The organism is Lentzea chajnantorensis (assembly GCF_054300775.1).
In genome coordinates this window covers 4,339,509-4,358,223 of sequence record NZ_JBSDZT010000002.1, presented here as the reverse complement: position 1 = coordinate 4,358,223, position 18,715 = coordinate 4,339,509, and the positions used below count along the sequence as shown (strand labels likewise).

General features: G+C 71.3%; 21 protein-coding genes and 1 pseudogene. 11 read left to right on the top strand and 11 right to left on the bottom strand.

Going from position 1 to position 18,715, the window contains the following annotated elements:
* Nucleotides 1–102: 102 nt before the first annotated feature.
* The 4 genes from ACVDFE_RS21995 (at nucleotide 103) to ACVDFE_RS21980 (ending at nucleotide 3,726) form a co-directional block, all read left to right on the top strand.
* Nucleotides 103–1,056: an ABC transporter permease gene (locus tag ACVDFE_RS21995; protein ID WP_458431666.1), complete on the top strand. Its 954-nt coding sequence runs from the start codon at nucleotides 103–105 to the stop codon at nucleotides 1,054–1,056.
* Nucleotides 1,057–1,316: 260 nt separating this feature from the next.
* Nucleotides 1,317–2,201: an ABC transporter permease gene (locus ACVDFE_RS21990; RefSeq protein ID WP_458431665.1), complete on the top strand. Its 885-nt coding sequence runs from the start codon at nucleotides 1,317–1,319 to the stop codon at nucleotides 2,199–2,201.
* A complete protein-coding gene (locus ACVDFE_RS21985; RefSeq protein WP_458431664.1) occupies nucleotides 2,195–3,097 on the top strand; it encodes an ABC transporter ATP-binding protein in 903 nt (300 codons plus the stop codon). Before ACVDFE_RS21990 ends, ACVDFE_RS21985 begins: the two co-directional genes overlap by 7 nt.
* The gene (locus ACVDFE_RS21980) at nucleotides 3,079–3,726 is read left to right on the top strand and encodes an ABC transporter ATP-binding protein (RefSeq protein ID WP_458431663.1); all 648 of its coding nucleotides are present in this window, start codon (nucleotides 3,079–3,081) and stop codon (nucleotides 3,724–3,726) included. The genes ACVDFE_RS21985 and ACVDFE_RS21980 overlap by 19 nt, the downstream gene beginning before the upstream one ends.
* Before the next feature lie 113 nt (nucleotides 3,727–3,839).
* Here the strand turns inward: ACVDFE_RS21980 and ACVDFE_RS21975 are convergent, their stop codons facing one another.
* From ACVDFE_RS21975 to ACVDFE_RS21965, 3 genes are all read right to left on the bottom strand, one after another.
* Nucleotides 3,840–4,364 (bottom strand): class F sortase, encoded by a 525-nt coding sequence (locus tag ACVDFE_RS21975; protein ID WP_458431662.1) that lies wholly within the window; start codon nucleotides 4,362–4,364, stop codon nucleotides 3,840–3,842.
* Complete coding sequence (locus ACVDFE_RS21970) at nucleotides 4,364–5,101, bottom strand: DUF4397 domain-containing protein (RefSeq protein WP_458431661.1); 738 nt, start codon at nucleotides 5,099–5,101, stop codon at nucleotides 4,364–4,366. The genes ACVDFE_RS21975 and ACVDFE_RS21970 overlap by 1 nt, the downstream gene beginning before the upstream one ends.
* Nucleotides 5,102–5,174: 73 nt before the next feature.
* Nucleotides 5,175–6,047: a PfkB family carbohydrate kinase gene (locus ACVDFE_RS21965; protein WP_458431660.1), complete on the bottom strand. Its 873-nt coding sequence runs from the start codon at nucleotides 6,045–6,047 to the stop codon at nucleotides 5,175–5,177.
* A gap of 56 nt (nucleotides 6,048–6,103) precedes the next feature.
* Between ACVDFE_RS21965 and ACVDFE_RS21960 the strand changes: the two genes are divergently transcribed.
* Complete coding sequence (locus ACVDFE_RS21960; RefSeq protein WP_360401248.1) at nucleotides 6,104–6,583, top strand: hypothetical protein; 480 nt, start codon at nucleotides 6,104–6,106, stop codon at nucleotides 6,581–6,583.
* 6 nt (nucleotides 6,584–6,589) lie between these two features.
* On the opposite strand, the gene ACVDFE_RS21955 is transcribed toward ACVDFE_RS21960, so the two are convergent.
* Nucleotides 6,590–6,868, bottom strand: a complete 279-nt coding sequence (locus ACVDFE_RS21955; RefSeq protein ID WP_458431659.1) for a hypothetical protein — start codon at nucleotides 6,866–6,868, stop codon at nucleotides 6,590–6,592.
* Nucleotides 6,869–6,957: 89 nt separating this feature from the next.
* The gene (locus ACVDFE_RS21950) at nucleotides 6,958–8,070 is read right to left on the bottom strand and encodes a GAF domain-containing protein (RefSeq protein ID WP_458431658.1); all 1,113 of its coding nucleotides are present in this window, start codon (nucleotides 8,068–8,070) and stop codon (nucleotides 6,958–6,960) included.
* 117 nt (nucleotides 8,071–8,187) lie between these two features.
* Here ACVDFE_RS21950 and exaC point away from each other — a divergent pair.
* Both exaC and ACVDFE_RS21940 read left to right on the top strand, forming a co-directional pair.
* Nucleotides 8,188–9,712 (top strand): annotated as a pseudogene (exaC, locus tag ACVDFE_RS21945) (acetaldehyde dehydrogenase ExaC).
* On the top strand, nucleotides 9,712–10,074 hold the full coding sequence (locus ACVDFE_RS21940) for a DUF779 domain-containing protein (protein WP_360401236.1): 363 nt from the start codon (nucleotides 9,712–9,714) through the stop codon (nucleotides 10,072–10,074). The pseudogene exaC and the gene ACVDFE_RS21940 overlap by 1 nt, the downstream one beginning before the upstream one ends.
* Before the next feature lie 67 nt (nucleotides 10,075–10,141).
* Here ACVDFE_RS21940 and ACVDFE_RS21935 read toward each other — a convergent pair whose 3' ends face one another.
* Entirely contained in the window at nucleotides 10,142–10,513 is a 372-nt protein-coding gene (locus tag ACVDFE_RS21935; protein WP_458431657.1) for a hypothetical protein, read from the bottom strand.
* Between the two features lie 79 nt (nucleotides 10,514–10,592).
* On the opposite strand from ACVDFE_RS21935, the gene ACVDFE_RS21930 reads away from it, so the two are divergent.
* Together ACVDFE_RS21930 and ACVDFE_RS21925 are read left to right on the top strand one after the other, a co-directional pair.
* Nucleotides 10,593–11,648, top strand: a complete 1,056-nt coding sequence (locus ACVDFE_RS21930) for a threonine aldolase family protein (protein ID WP_458431656.1) — start codon at nucleotides 10,593–10,595, stop codon at nucleotides 11,646–11,648.
* 81 nt (nucleotides 11,649–11,729) lie between these two features.
* Complete coding sequence (locus tag ACVDFE_RS21925; protein WP_458431655.1) at nucleotides 11,730–13,004, top strand: hypothetical protein; 1,275 nt, start codon at nucleotides 11,730–11,732, stop codon at nucleotides 13,002–13,004.
* Between the two features lie 48 nt (nucleotides 13,005–13,052).
* On the opposite strand, the gene ACVDFE_RS21920 is transcribed toward ACVDFE_RS21925, so the two are convergent.
* Both ACVDFE_RS21920 and ACVDFE_RS21915 read right to left on the bottom strand, forming a co-directional pair.
* Nucleotides 13,053–14,051, bottom strand: a complete 999-nt coding sequence (locus ACVDFE_RS21920; protein WP_458434376.1) for a chitinase — start codon at nucleotides 14,049–14,051, stop codon at nucleotides 13,053–13,055.
* Nucleotides 14,052–14,153: 102 nt separating this feature from the next.
* Nucleotides 14,154–15,023 carry an MBL fold metallo-hydrolase gene (locus ACVDFE_RS21915; protein WP_458431654.1) on the bottom strand — a complete coding sequence of 290 codons (870 nt, stop codon included), beginning with the start codon at nucleotides 15,021–15,023 and terminating at the stop codon, nucleotides 14,154–14,156.
* Nucleotides 15,024–15,105: 82 nt separating this feature from the next.
* Here ACVDFE_RS21915 and ACVDFE_RS21910 point away from each other — a divergent pair, with 82 nt between their 5' ends.
* Nucleotides 15,106–15,945, top strand: coding sequence for a LysR substrate-binding domain-containing protein (locus ACVDFE_RS21910; RefSeq protein WP_458431653.1), 840 nt, complete (start codon nucleotides 15,106–15,108; stop codon nucleotides 15,943–15,945).
* Here the strand turns inward: ACVDFE_RS21910 and ACVDFE_RS21905 are convergent.
* Together ACVDFE_RS21905 and ACVDFE_RS21900 are read right to left on the bottom strand one after the other, a co-directional pair.
* Nucleotides 15,942–16,679, bottom strand: coding sequence for an SDR family NAD(P)-dependent oxidoreductase (locus ACVDFE_RS21905; RefSeq protein ID WP_458431652.1), 738 nt, complete (start codon nucleotides 16,677–16,679; stop codon nucleotides 15,942–15,944). The genes ACVDFE_RS21910 and ACVDFE_RS21905 overlap by 4 nt on opposite strands.
* Nucleotides 16,679–17,620 carry an SDR family NAD(P)-dependent oxidoreductase gene (locus ACVDFE_RS21900; protein WP_458431651.1) on the bottom strand — a complete coding sequence of 314 codons (942 nt, stop codon included), beginning with the start codon at nucleotides 17,618–17,620 and terminating at the stop codon, nucleotides 16,679–16,681. Before ACVDFE_RS21900 ends, ACVDFE_RS21905 begins: the two co-directional genes overlap by 1 nt.
* A 109-nt stretch (nucleotides 17,621–17,729) precedes the next feature.
* Between ACVDFE_RS21900 and ACVDFE_RS21895 the strand changes: the two genes are divergently transcribed.
* A complete protein-coding gene (locus tag ACVDFE_RS21895) occupies nucleotides 17,730–18,272 on the top strand; it encodes a TetR/AcrR family transcriptional regulator (RefSeq protein ID WP_458431650.1) in 543 nt (180 codons plus the stop codon).
* Here ACVDFE_RS21895 and ACVDFE_RS21890 read toward each other — a convergent pair.
* On the bottom strand, nucleotides 18,211–18,678 hold the full coding sequence (locus ACVDFE_RS21890) for a GbsR/MarR family transcriptional regulator (RefSeq protein ID WP_458431649.1): 468 nt from the start codon (nucleotides 18,676–18,678) through the stop codon (nucleotides 18,211–18,213). The genes ACVDFE_RS21895 and ACVDFE_RS21890 overlap by 62 nt on opposite strands.
* Nucleotides 18,679–18,715 lie beyond the last annotated feature (37 nt).

Genomic DNA, 18,715 nt, shown 5'->3' with positions numbered 1-18,715 from the left:
CCTGGGTCCTCGGCCCGGTCCCGTTCTTCGGCCGATCCGCGTTCCTCGGCCGGTCCTCGCTTCTCGGGTCGTCCCCGGACCAGGTCGCGCGCCCTCGGCATGATGGCGTTGCGCCGTCTGGCCTTCGCGGCCCCGGTCCTGCTCGTGGTGAGCTTCGCGCTGTTCGTGCTCGCCAAGGCCTCGCCGTTCGACCCGGTCGAGCGCTACTTCGGCGTCCGCATCATCGGCGCCTCCCCGGAACGCGTCGCTCAACTGCGCGAGAACTGGGGCGTCGACCAGCCCGTGATGGCCCAGTACTGGGCCTGGCTGCGGCACGCGGTGGCCGGCGACCTCGGCGACTCGCTCTCCCTGCAGCAACCCGTGTCCGCCGTCATCGGCGACCGTCTCGGGTGGACGGTGCTGCTCGTGTCGGTCGGCTTCACCCTGGCGCTGCTGCTCGGACTGCTGCTGGGCACGGCCGCGGCGTGGCGGCAGGGCACGTGGCTGGACCGCGTGGTCACCGGCGGCTGCTACGCGCTGGAGGCCGCGCCCGTGTTCTGGGTGGGGTTGGCGGTGCTGTACGTGTTCGCGCTGCAGCTGCGCTGGCTGCCCGGCGGCGGCGTGACGAGCGGGGCGGAGCCGGTCACCGTCGGCGGGGTCGCGGTGCACATGGTGCTGCCGGTGGCGGTGCTGGCGATCTCGCAGGCGCCGTGGTTCGTGCTGTTCGTGCGGCAGAACCTCCTCGAGTCCTTCACCCAGGACCACGTGATCGGCGCGCGGGCCCGCGGGCTGCCCGACCGGCTGGTGGTCACGGGGCACGCGCTGCGCACCTCGCTCCTGCCGTTCCTGACGCTGCTCGGGGCGCGGCTGCCCGAGCTGATCACGGGGGCGTTGCTGGTGGAGACGGTGTTCTCGTGGCCGGGCATCGCGCGCGCCACCGTGGAGGCGGCGCTGAACGTGGACTTCGCGTTGCTCGGTGCCCTGACCGTGATGGCCACCGCCGTGGTGCTGGTGGGGAACCTCCTCGCCGACGTCCTCTACGCGCTCGCCGACCCGAGGGTGGCGGTCGATGGCTGACGGACTCCTGACTGCGGCCGGCTGCCCCTCGACCCGGCTGGCGGCCCCGATCCGGCTGCCGGTCCCGATCCAGCTGCCGGTCCCGACCCGGCTGGCAGTGCCGGGGTGGCTGGGCAGCGGTCCGCCCCCATCCGCGCTTCCTCACTTCGCGGGCGAACGAGTTGGGTACTTCCGGACATCAACCAGACGCGGCCAGGCGCGGATCAGGACAACGACCACCCGTTCGGGTGACGTACGGCGGGCGGAGACGGGAGCGGACCATGGCTGACCTGGCCTGGCGCAGTGCGCCGCGGTCGCGGCTCACCGCTGCCGGACCGCCGCGGTCGCCTCGGCTGCGGCTGGTTCCGGCGGCGACCGTGCTGGTGGTCGTCGCGCTGGCGACCATGGTCGTTCCGCTGGTCGTCGACCTCAACGAGCAGTACGTCGACCTCGCCGTGGCCAACCAGGCGCCGTCGGCGGCGCACCTGTTCGGCACCGACGAGCTTGGGCGTGACGTGCTACTGCGGTGCATCTATGCGCTGCGTATGTCGCTGACGGTGGGCATTGTCGCGGCGACCATCTCGGCGGTTGTCGGCACTGCGGTGGGTGCGCTGGCCGGGGCGGTCGGCGGGTGGGTCGACCGGGTGTTGATGCGGCTGGTCGACGCGATGGCGTCGGTGCCGCACCTGTTGCTGGGCATCGTGATCGTCGCGGTCCTGCGGCCGAGCCTGACCGCGGTGATCATCTCGATCGCGCTCACCCACTGGCTCACGTCCGCGCGGATCGTGCGGTCGGAGGTGCTGTCGTTGAAGTCGCGGCCGTTCATCGACGCGGCCGTCGTCGGCGGTGCCGGCAGGACGAAGGTGCTGACGCGGCACCTGTTGCCGAACGTGGCGCCGCAGGTCTTGCTCGCGACCACGCTCATGGTGCCGCACGCGGTGTGGCACGAGACGGCGTTGTCGTTCCTCGGGCTCGGGCTGCCGCCGCACGCGGCGAGCATCGGCAACATGATCAACGACGCCCAGCGGTCGCTGCTGGTCGGCGGGTGGTGGATGTCGTTGGCGCCGGGGTTGCTGCTCGTCGTCACGACGCTCGCCGTGTCGGGCGTCAGCGGGGTGTGGCGGGACCGGTTGAACCCCAAGCGGCGCACGGAGCTGACGTGGTGAACCTCGAGGTCGAACGGCTGTCGGTGCGGTTCGCGTTGCCGGGGGCGACGGTCGACGCGGTCAGCGACGTGTCGCTGACCATCCGGCCCGGCGAGTGCGTCGCGCTCGTCGGGGAGAGCGGGTGTGGCAAGACGGTGCTGGCCAGCGCGCTGCTCGGGTTCCTGCCGGGCAACGCCCAGACCCGCGGGTCGGCACGGCTCGGCGAGCTCGACCTGCTCCAGGTCACGGACCACGAGCTGGCCACGAAGGTCCGCGGCCGGCAGATCGGGCTCATCCCGCAAAGCCCGGCCAGCCACCTCACACCGGTGCGCACCGCGCGGTCGCAGCTCGAAGAAGCCGCGCGCACGCTCGGCGGTGACGCTGCCAGTGCCGCCGAACGCGCCGGGCTGCTGCCCGAACACCTCGACCGCTACCCGCACGAGCTGTCCGGCGGCATGGCGCAGCGCGTCGCGAACGCGTTGGCGCTGGTCGGCGACCCGTGGCTGCTCATCGCCGACGAACCGACCACCGGCCTGGACCGCGACCTGGTCGACGGGTTGCTCGACGAGTTCCGGCGCATGGTCGACGACGGGCACGCCGTCCTGCTCATCACCCACGACCTGGAGGCGGCGCACAAGATCGCCGACCGGATCGCGGTGATGTACGCGGGGCGGATCGTCGAGCTCGGACCCGCCCACGACGTGCTCGACAACGCGCGTCACCCCTACAGCCGTGGCCTGGCGAACGCCCTGCCCGACCGCGCTTTCACACCCATCCCCGGCCTGCCGCCGCTGCTGACCGACCTGCCGGTCGGTTGCGCGTTCGCCCCTCGGTGCGAGCAGGCCGTCGCGATCTGCGAGGAGCGGCCCGTGCTGACCGACGACCCGCACGCCGTCGCGTGCCACCGCCCGTGCTGAGCGCGCACGGCATCACCGCGGGCTACCGGCACCCGGTGATCACCGACTTCAGCCTCACCATCCCCTCCGGACGGACGATCGGGCTCGCCGGCCCGAGCGGGTCCGGCAAGTCCACTGTGGCGCGGGTGCTCGCGTTGCTGCACAAGCCGTTCGCGGGCACCGTGGAGATCGACGGCGACACGGTCACGGGCTACCGGTTCCGGGCACCGCAGCGCACCAAGATCGGTGTGCTGTTCCAGCAGCCGCGCCTGTCCGTCGACCCGCGCTTCACCCTGCGCAGGGCCATCGCCGAACCGCTCGGCGACAACCCCGGCCGCGTCGCCGAGCTCGCCGACCTCGTCATGCTCACCGAGGACCTGCTCGACCGCCGCCCGCACGAGGTGAGCGACGGCCAGCTGCAACGCGCCTGCCTCGCCCGCGCGCTCGCCCTGCGGCCCCGGTACCTGATCTGCGACGAGATGACCACGATGCTCGACGCCTCGACGACCGCAGCGCTGGTCGGCGTGATCCACGCCTACCAGGCCGAGACGGACGCGGGCGTGCTCGCGATCTCCCACGACTCCCGGCTGCTCGCCCGGTGGGCCGATCAGACGTTCACCACCGCCTCCACGGTGACGTCGTCGCGGTAGCTGTCCGACGCTTGGCGGCACGTCGCACGCGGCGTTGGTCGGCATGAACCACACCCACCAGACCGAGACGGACACGAACATGCGCGTGACCTCTCACGCACACAACGGTCTGGTCAGGCCTTCAGCACTGCCTCCACGATGACGTTGTCGCGGTAGCTGCCCGCCGCACGGTCGAACTCGCCGCCGCACGTCACCAGCCGCAGCTCCGACAACGGTGTCGGGCCGTACACGCCCGCGGTCGGGAACTCCACCTTCTGCGTGGAGTACGACCGGTTCACCACGAACGTCAGCGCGCTGCCGTCCTCGCGTTCGACCAGCACCTCGGCGCCCGGTTGCAGCTCCGGTAATCGGTAGAACACGCCAGGGCCGGTCTTCGAGTCGACGTGGCCCGCGATCACCGCCGGGCCCGCGTCGCCCGGTTTGACGCCCTCCGCGTACCAACCGGCCTGGTCGGCGCGGGTCGGCGGTTCGAGTGCGCCCGCGCCGTCGACCGCGAGGGCCTGCAGCTTCGTCTCCACCCCGATCGCCGGGATGCGCACCGTCACCGGCTCCGGTGCCTGGTCCGCGCCGGGGCCCTTGACGATGTAGATGAGCGTGACCACGATCGCCGCGGCCATCACCAGCTTGCCCTTGCCCATCAGCCGAACCGGAACAGGCGGTCGCGCACCGAGTACATGGCGAGGCCGACGACGAGCGCGATGACGAGCGCGGTCAGCCAGTCCCAGCCGCCCGCCATGCCGCCGAAGCCGGTCTCCTGGCCGCCGCTCGGCACGACCTCGGCGCTCCTCGCGTCGGTCCGCAGCTCGATGCGGCGTGCGCTGACCAGCAGCGAGTAGACCGCGCCGGGTTCGGTCGTCACGTCGAGCTGGGTCGAGTCCTTGCCGCGCGGCAGCACCTGCAAGGGGTCGTCGTCGGGCAGGAGCACGACGTACCCGGTCGTGCTGTTCGCCTGCACGCCCCGGTGGATGAAGGAGCCCGACCGCACGACGTCCATCTCGGCGTCACCGGCGTTGATCACGCGCAGCCGCGCCTGACCGTTGACCGGCAGGCTGATGTCGTCCTCCAGGACCTTCATCGTGCTCGCCAGGTCGACCACCGTGTACGCCTTGCCCTCGGCGGCCTGCACGAGCACCGAGCGCAGCACCGGCGCGTTCGGGTCCGCGGTGCGGAACTCGACGAGGTGCTCGCCGGGGGCGACCCGCCGGTAGTCGTCGAGCGCGGCGTAGTCGAAGCCGCCGAGTGCCGTGCCGTCCAGGCTCACCTCCACCCGCGCCTGGTCCACCGAGAAGTGCCCGATGCGGATGTACGTGCCACTGGCAGCCTGCGCCGGCGCGGCGCTCAGCAGCAACAACAGCACAACGGCGATGAACCGCACGGCAGACCTCCCCTCACCGGACCACGCCAACGGTAGCGTGCCGCACCGACAATTCTCGCGTCGTTCCCACCGGTCACAACCCGGCCAGATCCGGTCGCCCGCCGGGACGCGTCACCGTGTCGCCCGATGCCTTCACGGCGAGCCGTGCGGCCTCTTCCGGCGTGGAACCGTTCGTGAGCGCATAGGTCAACGCCGCGATGAACGCGTCTCCTCCTCCGGTCGTGTCCACCACCTCCGCGTCACCCAACGGCAGCACCAGCTCGCCTCCGTCCCAGACGAACACGTTGCCCTCACCGTTGACCGCGAACGCCACGAGCCCCGGCCCTTCGACCGAACGGGCCGCGGCCAGGGCGTCGTCGGTGGAGGTGATCTTGCGGCCGGTCAGCAGCTCGGCCTCCCGGTGATCGGCCCGCAGCACGTCAGCGCAGGCCAGCAGCTCGTCGCGGAACTCCTCCGGCGCACCGTCGAGCACCACGACACCGCGTGCCGACCGGGCCGCCTTGAGCGCCACCTCGGGCGGTAGCTGGAGCTGGACGACGACGGCTTTCGCCGCGGCGATCACGTCGAGCGGGAGGTCGTCCTCGCGCACCGGCTCCCGCAGGTCCTCCAGGTACCGCCACCCGTCCGCCACGAGGTCGACGATCAACGCCGACACGCCCCGTCGCACCACACCCGCCGTGCCGATGCCGTCCGCGGCCGCCCGCGCGACCAGCCGCTCACCGACGCCGTCCTCCCCGACCACGCCGACCAGCTCGACCGCCGCACCGAGCTGGGCCAGGCCGACGGCGATGTTCGCGCCCTTGCCGCCGAGCATCTCCCGGCGCTGCCGCACCTGGCTCGTGCCACCGGAACCGGGCACCTCGTCGACGACGAGCACCAGGTCACGCGCTATCTGCCCCACCACGACGATGTTGTCCACGGCGCCGGGGTACCCAGCCTGCGGCACGGGACCTCCGGATTCACCCGGCGAATAACGGTTGCGCGCCTTCGCATACTGGCCTCGTGACGCGACACCTCGCCGAGCTGCGGACCCTGAAGCGGCACCGCCGTGCCTTCACCCTCGACCACGAGCGCGCCGCGTTCAAGGAACAGGTCCGCGCCCACCGCGCCGCCCTGGCCGAACGCCGAGCCGCGCACACCACCCTCACGCTGCCCGCGCAGCCGAAGCGCTCCCAGCCCGCGCTGCCGCACTTCGTGTCCGACAACGGAACCCCGGCGCGGCTCTGCCCGCAGTTGCCGGACCCGGCGTCCTACGCCGTCGTGGTCATGCTCCCGCAGGTCCGGGTGGTCGACCGCATCGAGGCGTTCTCGTTGCACGCCCGCAAGTCCGCCGCTCTCAAGCGGATCGTGCTGGGTGCGCGGGAGGTGTTCGCGTCCGTGCTCGGCCTGACGCACCCGGCGGCGCGCTCGCTCACGCCCTCCGGCCGGTACGTGCACACGTCGCCGCACCCGGTTCGCGGGCGGGACTTCGGCACCGACTGACGGCGCTCAGCCGGGAGCGAAGCGGTCCGTGACGTCCTCGCCGCCGGACAGCACCAGCACGGGCACGGCGCCGTGCTTGACGTGCCCGTGCACCCGGTCGGCCTGGCCGCGGCCGAACTTGAGAACCCTGCCGTAGCGCACCAGGTACAGCAGCCCCGCCTCGTCGGGCCGCGAACGCTTGCGCAGCAACGCGACCTCGCCGGTCTCGTCGTTGCGGCCCCACGTGCCGTGCGACTTGGTCAGCCAGCGGAAACCGGTCCACGGCAGGCCGTGCACAGCAGGCACCAGGCGACGTCAGCAATTTCCTTGCGCGGCAACCTGGTCATGCAGTTGGTGCACTGCTTCACGTTGTCGTCCTCCCCCGGCGGGAAGGCCTATTCCAACGCTCGGCGCAGCCGTGAGGAGACCAGTGCGTGGCGCGGGTCGGCGGCCGGCAGCCGCCCGTGCAGCCGCTCCAGCACCTCGGCGTCCTCCACGTTGTCCGCGAACGACACCAGCGCGTCGACGTCACCGGCGTCGATCACCTGCCGGCGCAACGCCGCGGTCAGGTCGTCGCGTTCCTCCCGCACGACCGGCGCGTCCGACCGGGCCAGCAGCTCACCGGGGTAGGCGGCGACGGAGCGGCCCTCGCGCAACGCGGCGCGCACGTCCAGGAAATCGCCACTCAGCTCCACGTTGAGGCGGTAGGGCCTGGTCAGGAGCGCGGTGCCGAGCTGGGCGCGCAACCGGTGCAGCTCGGCGCGGACCGTTGTCGGGTTGCCGCGCTCGCCGTAGAGCTGCAACGCCAGTTGTTCCGCGGTGAGGCCGCGCGGGTGCAGCGCCAGTGCCGTGAGCACCTCGGCGTTGCGCAGCGTGAGCGACAGCGGGCGTCCGTCGAGGGTCGCGGCCAGTCCGCCGAGGAAGGTGAGCGCCAGCACCGGCCTGCGCGGCCGCAGGTGGCTCCGCAGGTGGTGTTCCGCGAGCTGGGCGGCGGCGGAGACCAGCGGCGCGACGGCCGGGTGCATCGTCTTCAACGGGCCGCTCACGTCGACCACGCCCAGCAACGTGCCGGTGCGCGGGTCGCGGATGGGGCTCGCCGCGCACGTCCACGTGTGGCACCGGCGCACCAGGTGCTCGTTCGAGTGCACGGTCACCGGGCGGCCGGTCGCGAGCGCCGTGCCCATCGCGTTCGTGCCGATGGCGTCCTCGCTCCACCGCGAGCCCTCGGTCAGGTGGACGCGCTCCGCGGTGTGCCGGGTCTTGTTGTCGCCTTCGCACCACAGGATCGTGCCCGTGGTGTCGGTGACGATCATGATCGTCTCGTCCATCGCGAGGGTGTGCCGCAGCACCGGCAGGGCAGCCGCCAGCGGGTGGTCCCCGCGCAGGTGCGCGACCTCGTCCGGTGCGAGCACCACCGGCGCCTCGTGCCGGTCGGGGTCGACGCTGGCCGCGAGGGACCGCTGCCACGACTCGGCGATCACCGGCCGCGCCACTTCGCGAGGCTGCATCACACCAGGATGACTGCCGCACGCGCGGTCCGGACTACTCCTTTCGGATGCAACGTCGATGAAACGTTGCCCTCCCTAGCGTCGTCACCGGTTCGCAACGATGCGGGAGGCGAGACGATGACGAAGTACGCGGCCCCGGGCCAGCCCGGCAGCGTGGTGACGTACCGCGACCGGTACGACCACTTCATCGGCGGGGAGTACGTCCCTCCCGCCAAGGGCGAGTACTTCGCCAACCCGACCCCGGTGACCGGTGAGGACTTCACCGAGATCGCCCGCGGCACCGCGGAGGACGTCGAACGCGCGCTGGACGCCGCCCACGGCGCCGCCCGCGCGTGGGGCAAGACCTCCCCCTCCGCCCGCGCCCAGGTGCTCAACCAGATCGCGGACCGCATGGAGGACAACCTCGAGGCGCTCGCCGTGGCCGAGTCGTGGGAGAACGGCAAGCCCGTCCGCGAGACGCTGGCCGCCGACCTGCCGCTGGCCGTGGACCACTTCCGCTACTTCGCGGGCGTGATCCGCGCCCAGGAGGGCGGCATCTCGCAGATCGACGAGGACCTGGTCGCCTACCACTTCCAGGAGCCGCTGGGCGTGGTCGCGCAGATCATCCCGTGGAACTTCCCGCTGCTCATGGCCACCTGGAAGCTCGCACCGGCCCTCGCGGCCGGCAACGCGGTGGTGCTCAAGCCGGCCGAGCAGACCCCGGCGTCCATCCACGTGCTGATGGAGCTCATCGCCGACCTGCTGCCACCCGGTGTCCTCAACATCGTGAACGGCTTCGGCGTCGAGGCCGGTAAACCGCTCGCGTCCTCCCGCCGCATCGCGAAGGTCGCGTTCACCGGCGAGACCACCACCGGCCGGCTGATCATGCAGTACGCCAGCGAGAACATCATCCCGGTGACGCTGGAGCTCGGCGGCAAGTCGCCCAACGTGTTCTTCTCCGACGTGGCGGCCTCCCGCGACGCCTTCTACGACAAGGCCCTCGAGGGCTTCACGATGTTCGCGCTGAACCAGGGCGAGGTCTGCACCTGCCCGTCCCGCGCGCTGATCCAGGACTCGATCTACTCGGACTTCCTCGGCGACGCCGTCGAACGGACGAAGGCGATCAAGCAGGGCAACCCCCTCGACACCGACACGATGATCGGCGCCCAGGCCTCCAACGACCAGCTGGAGAAGATCCTGTCCTACATCGACATCGGCAAGCAGGAGGGCGCCCGCGTCCTGACCGGCGGTGAGCGGGCCGACCTCGGCGGCGAGCTTCTCCGGCGGCTACTACGTCACCCCGACGGTGTTCGAGGGCGACAACAAGATGCGCGTCTTCCAGGAGGAGATCTTCGGCCCGGTCGTCGCCGTGACGTCGTTCTCCGACTACGACGACGCCATGAAGACCGCCAACGACACCCTCTACGGCCTCGGCGCCGGCGTCTGGTCCCGCGACGGCTCCATCGCCTACCGCGCGGGCCGCGACATCCAGGCCGGCCGCGTGTGGGTGAACAACTACCACTCCTACCCCGCACACGCCGCGTTCGGCGGTTACAAGCAGTCCGGCATCGGCCGCGAGAACCACCGCGTGATGCTCGACCACTACCAGCAGACGAAGAACCTGCTGGTCAGCTACTCGCAGAACGCCCAGGGCTTCTTCTGATGGCACGGGTCGACCTGACCTCGGAGGCGGCGGACCTGCTCCGCCGCCTCCGGGCGTCGCACGGCGAGCTGATGTTCCACCAGTCCGGCGGCTGCTGCGACGGGTCGGCGCCGATGTGCTACCCGGCAGGGGAGTTCCGGACCGGGTCGTCGGACGTGCACCTCGGGGACCTGGCCGTGGACTCGGACGCCGACTCGTTCTCCGTTCCCGTGTGGATGTCGGCGGCGCAGTTCGAGTACTGGAGCCACACGCACCTGACGATCGACGTGGTGAAGGGGCGCGGGAGCGGGTTCTCGCTGGAGGCACCGCTCGGGGTGCGGTTCCTGGTCCGGTCGCGGCTGCTGACCGACGACGAGCTCTGAGGAGCTCAGTCCAAGGCAGCCGCCAGCACCGCGAGATCCGTGAACGCCGGGTTCCGCGGCACCTCCGTCACGAAGTCCGCACCGGAGTCCCAGTCCCACTCCTCCGCCTCCTCCCCCAGCCGTTCGACCAGCTCTCGGCCGGGCGCAGGCCCTCCACCACCGCGGTCAGGTCGCGTGCAGCGACGAAGCGCGCGCCGTCGCCGCCGACGGACAGCACAGACAGCCAGCCGTCCGCGTCGGCCGGCCACAGGTTCGCGCCCGTCTCCGCCCGGAACAGCACCGTGGCCTCAGCGAGACCGGACAGGAACTCGCCGGCCGCGGCGAACATCAGCAGGGCGGTGAGCTCGGTCAGCCCGATGAGGTGCGCGGACCGCGCGGAAGCGGGTGAACGAGCAGTCGAAGCCGCTCTCGAAGGCGTACAGCGCCGCGAACCGGTCACGCGGGCTCCCCTGCCCGGTGTGTCCATCCAGGACCTGGACCGAGCCGGCGACAGAAATCGGAGCAGCTACCGTGCGGGCATGACGATCGAGCCGTTGCACGACACCGGCTGGCGTGCCTTCGCCAGCGACAACTACGCCGGGGTGCTGCCGGAGGCGCTCGCCGCCATCGCCGCGGCGAACGGCGGGCACCAGGTGTCGTACGGCGAGGACGTCTACACGGCGCGGTTGCAGGAGGTCGTGCGGGAGCGGTTCGGGGAGCGCGCGGAGGCGTTCCCGGTCTTCAACGGCACCGGTGCGAACGTCATGGCGCTCACCAGCGTCCTGCCCCGGTGGGGCGCGGTCATCTCGGCGGCCACCGCGCACATCAACGTCGACGAGGGCGGTGCGCCGGAGCGGATGACCGGGCTCAAGGTGCTGACCGTGCCCACGCCGGACGGCAAGCTCACGCCGGAGCTGATCGCCGCGGAGGCGTGGGGCTGGGGCAACGAGCACCGGGCGCAGCCGCTGGCCGTGAGCGTCTCGCAGACCACCGAGATGGGCACCCTCTACACACCCGATGAGCTGCGGGCGATCTGCGACTACGCGCACGAGCGGGACATGGCCGTGCACGTGGACGGCGCGCGGCTGTGGAACGCGGCCGCCGCGCTCGGGGTGCCGTTCCGCGAGTTCACCACCGACGCGGGCGTGGACGTCATCAGCCTCGGTGGCACGAAGGCGGGGTTGCTGGGCGCGGAGGCGGTGGTCGTGCTCGACCCCGGCCGGGCGACCGGGCTGCGGTACCTGCGCAAGCTGATGATGCAGCTGCCGAGCAAGATGCGGTTCGCGTCCGCGCAGCTGCTCGCGCTGTTCGACGGCGACCTCGGGGTGCGGTCGGCGGCGCACGCGAACGCGATGGCGGCACGGCTGCGGGCGGCGCTGGAGGAGGTTCCCGGGCTCGTGTTCACGCAGGAGACGGCGGCGAACGCGCTGTTCGTGACGTTGCCGGTCGAGGTCGCCGACCGGATCCGCAAGCGGGTGCGGTTCTACGACTGGGACCGGGCGCGCGGGGAGGTGCGGTGGATGACGGCGTGGGACACGACCGAGTCCGATGTGGACCGGTTCGTCGCGGTCGTCCGGGAGGAGCTCGGCGCGTAGCCGGACCGCAACGTCAGGGAAGTCCCAAGTTTGTGCGGGTGAACTGGACCACAGCCGGCGGTGGGCACACGATTCCCAGCCATGAACGTCCTGCTGGCTTTCGCTCTCACCGCCGCGAGCGTCACGACGCCCGTGCACCTGCCGCCCACGGCGCCGTGCCCGGCGAACGTCCCGGCCGACACCCGCTGTTACGAGGGCCGGGACGCGAACGGCGCCTACTACACCGTTGCCGTGCCGAAGCACTGGAACAAGACGCTGGTCGTGCACTCGCACGGCGGTCCGGACCTCGGCGAGCCCACGCCCGAGCGCACCCGTGACGACCTGAACCGCTGGGCCGTCATGGTGAAGGAGGGCTACGCGTGGGCCGGCACGTCCTACCGGCGGGGCGGGTACGGCACGCGGATGGCCGCCGAGGACACGGACAACCTGCGCAGGATGGTCAGCTCGACGCTGAAGCCGCGCAAGGTGTACCTGCACGGGCAGTCGTGGGGCGGCAACGTCGCGGCCAAGACCATCGAGCTGTACAAGGGCTACGACGCGGCATTGCTCACCAGCGGGGTCATGGCCGGCGGGTCGAAGGGCTACGACTACCGGGTCGACCTGCGGGTGGTCTACCAGTACTACTGCGGCAACCACCCGCGCCCCACCGAGGAGCAGTACCCGTTGTGGATGGGGCTGCGCAAGGACTCCACGATGACCACGGCCGGGCTGCGGAGCCGGATCGAGGAGTGCCTGGGCACCGCGGGCAACCGCACGGCTGAACAGCAGCAGAAGCTCAATGACGTCCTGGCCGTCACGAAGATCCCCGAGTCCACCTTGAACTCGCACCTGAACTTCGCGACGTTCACGTTCCGCGACATCGTCCACAACCGGCTGGGCGGCCGGAACCCGTGGAGCAACGCGGGCGTGCGGTACCAGGGCTCGCACGACGACGCCGCGCTCAACGCCGGGGTCGAGCGGTTCTCGCCGGACCCGCAGGCACGCGCGGAACTGGCCTACGACAGCGACCTCACCGGCAAGATCGACATCCCGGTGCTCTCGCTGCACGCGATCGGCGATCCCACGGCGTTCGTCGAGCACGAGTCGGCCTACAAGCAGCAGGTGCTCAAGGCCGGGCGGTGGTGGAACCTCGTGCAGACGTTCACCACCGAGTCCGAGCACAGCGCGCTCAGCGACTCCGAGTACGCCTCGGCGGTGCAGTCGCTGGAGCGCTGGGAGCGGACCGGGCTGCGGCCGAACCCGTTCTCCGTCGCGGCCAGGTGCCCCCGCAACGACGAGACGTACGGCTCCGGCTGCTTCTTCGACCCGCGGTACCAGCCGAAGCCCTACGAGTCGCGCGTGCTCCCGCGGTCGTGACCGCCGCTCGGGCCGGAGGTGCAGGCCTCCGGCCCGAGCAGCGGTGCGCTACCGGCCCTGCAGGCGCTTCACGTTGTCGCCGAACGTCCAGCCCTTCGAGCCGTCCCAGTTGATCGACCAGGTCATCAGGCCCTTGAGCTGGCCACCGAAGCTGTTCCACGCCTGCCCCACCAGCGAGGGCGACATGTACCCGCCACCGGCACCGGGCTGTGCGGGCAGGCCGGGGACCTGCTTGTCGTAGGGCACCCGGATCGTGGTGCCCTGGATGACCAGCCCCTTGTTGAGGCACTGGGTCTGCGCCACGAACCCCTGCACGGTGCCGGCGGAGTAGCTGTCACCGGAGCAGCCGTACATCGAACCGTTGTAGTACTGCATGTTCAGCCACCACAGGCGGCCGTTGTCGGCGTACTTCTTGATGATCGGCAGGTACGCGCCCCAGATCGAGCCGTAGACGACGCTGCCGCCGGTCACGTACGCCGTCTCCGGCGCCATCGTCAGGCCGAACCCGGCGGGCATCGCCGCGAGCACCCCGTCGATGATCCGGATCAGGTTGGTCTGCGACGGCGACAGCTGGGTGATGCTGCCGCTGCCCACCAGACCGGTCTCGACGTCGATGTCGATGCCGTCGAAGTTGTACTTCTTCAGGATCGGCACGACGGTCGCGATGAACCGGTCCGCGACGGCGGACGAGCTCAGGTCGATGCCGGCCGTCGCGCCGCCGATCGAGAGCAGGATCGTGGCGCCCGCGGCCTTCGCCGCGCACATCTCGGCCGGCGTCGCGACCTTCACCGTCGCGTCCATCCCGTCCTCCCACAGCACCGTGCCGTCGGAGCGGATCACCGGGAAGGCCGCGTTGATCACGTTGTAGCCGTGCTGGGCGATCCGGCTGTCGTTGATCGGGGTCCAGCCGAACGGCGGGTGCACGCCGTTCGAGGCACCGTCCCAGTTCTCCCAGTAGCCGTGCAGCACTTTTCCGGCCGGCCGGGGTTTGAGGGCGCACGTGTCGGCCGCCTGGGCAGCGGTCGACGGGACCAGGACGGCGGTCATGAGCAGAAGCAGGGCTGTCAACACCGAACGTGCGGACATTCGCTCACCTTTCGCGTTCAGGCGGCGACCCGCTGTCATTCAAGCACGAAATGGTCCAGACCTCTAGGCGGCATGTTCGGCGCACAGGCACGCGACGCCCGGTTCGATCCACTCGCGGCCCTCCCACTCGGGGTGCCGCGCGATCATCAGCTCCCGCACCTCCTCCGCGACCAGCTCGGAACCACGGCGCCGCCACGTCTCGTCGCGCAGTTCGGCCAAGTAGGACCGCACGTCCGCAAGCACCTCCTGCCCGCCGAGGTCGCCGTGGCCGGGCACCACGACGGACGGCCGCAGCGCGCTCAGCCGGTCCAGCACGTCGATCCAGCCCAGGCCGGACACGTCGGTGTCGTGCGGCGGGAACCACGGGAAGATCGCGAACTGCCCGGTCTCGGCGAGGTCGCCGGTGAACAGGACGCCGGCGTCGGGCACCTCGACCACCTGGTCGCCCAGCGTGTGACCGCGCCCCGTGGCCCGCAGCCGCACCACCCGGCCACCGAGGTCCAGGTCGTACGAGTCGTGCACCACGTCCGGCACCGGCACCTCGACGCCTTCCAGCCGGCGCGCGACCACGTCGCTCAGCCCGCGGAACATCTGCAGATAACCGGCGCCCTTGCGGTCCAGATCCGCGGCCTGCGCGCGGTTCACCAGGTACGTGGCCTCCCCCGCGAACACCTGCGCGCCGAACGCGTGCTCCGGGTGGAAGTGCGTCGTGGTCAGGTAGATCCGACGACCGCGCGCCACCTCCTGGGCGAACGCCAGCACGGCGGAGGCGTTCTCCACGCCCAAGCCGGTGTCCACGACGAGCACCGCCGCGGAACCGCCGATCACACCGATGTTCGGCACGAGCGGCACGCGTTCGCCGGGCACCACCAGCAGGTCGCGGGCGATCTCGACCGCGCCCTCCACCCGGACGACCGGGTCTATGAGCTCCATGACCACCAGCTCACCCGCGGGACCGCGCGCTGTCCAAGACCGGCTCCGCACACCCGATACCGGGCCGGTATCGTCGCTGATCGTGGAGCTGCGCACCCTGCGGTACTTCGTCGCCGTCGCCGAGGAGCTCCACTTCGGCCGCGCCGCCGCGAGACTGCACCTGAGCCAGCCGCCGCTGAGCCGGGCGATCAAGCAGCTGGAGCACGACCTGGGCGCCGTGCTGCTGCACCGCTCCCCCGCGGGCGTCGCGCTCACCCCGGCCGGTCGCCTGCTCCTGCGCGAGGCGCGCGACCTGCTGGACCGGGCGGACCGCCTGCGCGACCGGGTCGCGGGCGCGGCCACCCTCACGATCGGCGTGCTCGCCGACAGCTCCGACCAGGGCGCGACCCGGCTGGCGGCCGCGTTCCGGCGCGAGCACCCGGACGTCGAGGTGCTGGTCCGCGAGACCGACCTCACCGACCCGACCTGCGGCCTGCGGGCCGGGCTCGTGGACGTGGCGCTGACCAGGGCGCCGTTCGACCTGACCGGGCTGAGCACCCACGAGCTGCGCGGCGACCCGGTCGGCGTCGTGCTGCGCGCGGACGATCCCCTGGCACAGCACGGAGAACTGCGGCTCGCCGACCTCGCGGACCGCCGCTGGTTCCGGTTCCCCGAGGGCACCGACCCGGCCTGGCAGGACTACTGGCACGGCGGCGAGCCCCGCGAGGGCCCGGTCGTGCGCGCGGTCCAGGAGTGCCTCCAAGCCGTGCTGTGGAACGGAACCGTCGGCATGACCCCGTTGGGACACACCCCACCGGCCGAGCTCGCCGTCGTGCCGCTCACCGACATGGCACCGAGCCGGGTCGTCGTGGCGTGGCAGGACGGCGACCCGAACCCGCTGATCAGCTCGCTGGTCCGGACCGCCGTCACGGCGTACGCCTAGCGCAGGGCGGCCTGCAGGTCGTAGACACCCAGGGTCTCCTCGGAGACCTTCCACAGCAGTGCCGCTGACTCCTCGTCCTGCGCGTACGGGGCCAGGCCGTGGTAGCTGCCCGGCAGCACCGCGGTCGTCGTGATCCCCTCGGCGGCCCACCGCTTGCCGGCCTCGATCGCGAACAGGATGTTCGCGGTCTTGGACTGGCCGTAGGCCTGCCAGCGGTCGTACTCGCGGTGCTCGAAGTGGAGGTCGTCGAACACGACATCGCTCTTGAGGTGCGCGGACGAGCTGACGTTCACCACGCGCGCACCGTCGGCCCGCAACGAGTTGAACAGCCCGAGCGTGAGCGCGAAGTGCCCGAGGTGGTTGGTCGCGAACTGCAGCTCCCAGCCCTCGGCGGTGCGGGTCAACGGCGTGGCCCGCACCTCGGCGTTGTTGACCAGCAGGTGCAGCGGGCCGTCCCAGTCGCGCGCGAACGCCTTCACCGACTGCTGGGACGCGAGGTCCAGCCGTGCGGCTGAGATCCGCTTGTTGCCGGTGGCCACCATCAGCTCCACGGCCACCCGTTGCGCGGCATCGAGGTCACGTGCCGCGATGGTCACCTCGGCGCCCGCGACGGCCAGCGCGCGCACGGTCTCGACACCGATCCCCGACGCCCCGACGGTCACGACCGCGCGGCGGCCGGAGAGGTCAGCGCCCTCGACGACGTCCAGTGCGGTGGTCTCGAACCTGGTGTTCATCACTGTTCCCCAACGTTGAGCGTGTCCTCGGAGACCTTCCACAGCTGTGCGGCGGCCTCCGGGTCGTGTGCGTATGCGGCGAGCCCGGCCGAACCGGTGGCGGGCAAGGCCTGGTTGCAGTCTTCGAAGTAGAGCCCCGACCGCCCGTCGACCAGCGGCGAGACGGCGAGCACGAGCGTGGTGGCCGCGCCCTGCTCCGGCGTCTTGAGCCGCACCGGCCGGTCGCCGCCGCGCAGCCGGCGCCGTTCCTCCAGCTCCTCCGGCGTGATGTGCCGCTGCAGGTTCGTCAGGATCGCACCCGGCATCAGCGTGTTCATCGTGATCCCCTCGGCGCCCCAGCGCTTCCCGGCCTCGACACCGAACAGGATGTTGGCGGTCTTGGACTGGCCGTAGGCCTGCCAGCGGTCGTACTCGCGGCGCTCGAAGTGGATGTCCTCGAACACCACCGGGCTCGAGAGGTGACCGGCTGAGCTGACGTTCACGACGCGTGCGCCCTCGGCCCGCAGCGCGTCGAACAGCCCGAGCGTCAGCGTGAAGTGGCCGAAGTGGTTGGTGGCGAACTGGATCTCCCAGCCCTCCGGCGTGCGGGTCAGCGGCGTGGCCATGACGCCGGCGTTGTTGACCAGCAGGTGCAGCGGCCCGTCCCAGGACCGCGCGAACGCCTTGACCGACTCCTGGTCCGCGAGGTCCAGCGGCGCCACGAGGACGTTCTTGTTGCCCGTCGACTCGGCGAGCGACGCGGCCACGCGCCCGCCCACCTCGACGTTGCGGGCCGCGATGGTGACCTCGGCGCCGGCGGCGGCCAGTGCCCGCACGGTTTCGACGCCGATGCCCGACGCCCCACCGGTGACCACGGCGCGGCGGCTGGACAGGTCGACGCCCTCGACGACCTCGAGAGCGGTGGTCTCGAAGCCGAACGGGGTGGTGATGCGCTCCGTCATCTGCTTTCCCCAACCTGTCGTACACTGAAACGGAGGTTCCTCCGGTTCGAGTTCCACACTAACCGGAGGCCCCTCCGGTTAGCAAGTGATCCCACGGGGAGTGTTCGAAGTGCGTGCTGATGCCGCCCGCAACCGGGCGTTGCTGCTCGAGGTGGCGCTCGACGCGTTCACCCACGGGAAGGACGTGACGCTCGGCGCCGTCGCCAAGAAGGCGGGCGTCGGGATCGGCACGCTGTACCGGCACTTCCCCACCCGCGAGGCGCTGATCGAGGCCGTCTACCGCGCGGAGCTGGAGAAGCTCTGCGACCTGGCCCCGCTCGCCGGCCTGCCGGCCGAGGAGGCGCTGCGGGCGTGGATGGACCGCTTCACCGCCTACATCGCGACGAAGCGCGACCTCAAGGACGCGTTGCAGGCGGTGATCGCGAGCGGTGTGAACCCGTTCGAGCACAGCCGCGCGAAGATGGTCGGCGCGTTGCGGGAACTGCTGGAACCGCTGGGTGCCCGCAACGAGCCCGCGGACGTGATGGCGATGCTCGTGGCCGTCGCCCAGAACGACGACCCGGCTCAGGCCCGCAGGATGCTCGACCTCGTCATGGACGGGATTCGCTTCGGCGCTGCTCGAACCGCTCCACCAGCGCCGGCACCTCGCTGAGCAGGAACTCGTAGAAGTCCCGCATGTAGACCAGCCGCTCACGGGCGGGCCCCGGCTCGACCGCTTCCACGCCCAGTGCGACGGCGTCGAGGATGTCGTCGATCGGGGCGTGCTGGCGGCCGTAGAGCGTCGTCCACGCCCGGTCGCGCATCCGGTAGTGCTCACGGCGGCTGCCCTGCACCGGCACGCGTTCGATCAGCCCCATCTGCATGACCATCTTGACCGCGCCGGACACCGACCCCGCGCTCGCGCCGAGCTCCTCGCTCAGGTCGCCCGCGGTCAGCGAGTCCTCGTCGGTGAACAAGAACGCGGCGAGCACGCGCGCGGCCATCCGCTGCATCCCGGCGCCGACCAGCGTCAGCGCCAGGTGCTCGGCCACCTGCCTGCGGTCTGTCTCGCCCGTCACAGTGCCCCAGTCTTCAGAAATTTCTGAACGTTCGCTA